At 70.2% G+C, this 238-nt stretch carries 1 protein-coding gene; it reads left to right on the top strand.

Features of this window, described 5'->3' with window-relative positions; all coding sequences use genetic code 11:
* Positions 1–238 (top strand): transposase (locus tag XH84_RS31725; protein ID WP_208757117.1); only part of this gene is annotated, 238 nt, incomplete at both ends.

Below are 238 nucleotides of genomic sequence, written 5' to 3'. Positions count from 1 at the left end.
GTCCGAGGCCGAGACGTTCTGGACGGCGTTCCTGCGCAAGCTCGCCCGCCGCGGCCTGCGCGGCGTTAAGCTCGTCGTCTCCGACGCCCACGAAGGCATCAAGGCCACCGTGGCCAAGGTGCTCAACGCCAGTTGGCAGCGCTGGCGCGTGCACTTCATGCGCAACGCGCTGGCCCATGCCGGCAAGAGCGGCCGGCGCGTCGTCTCCGCCTTCATCGCCACCGCCTTTGCCCAGGAC

It is taken from the genome of Bradyrhizobium nanningense, assembly GCF_004114535.1.
GTDB classification, from domain to species: Bacteria; Pseudomonadota; Alphaproteobacteria; order Rhizobiales; family Xanthobacteraceae; genus Bradyrhizobium; species Bradyrhizobium nanningense.
Note: the sequence above shows the minus strand (reverse complement) of the source record. Positions and strands in the feature narration are given on the sequence as shown.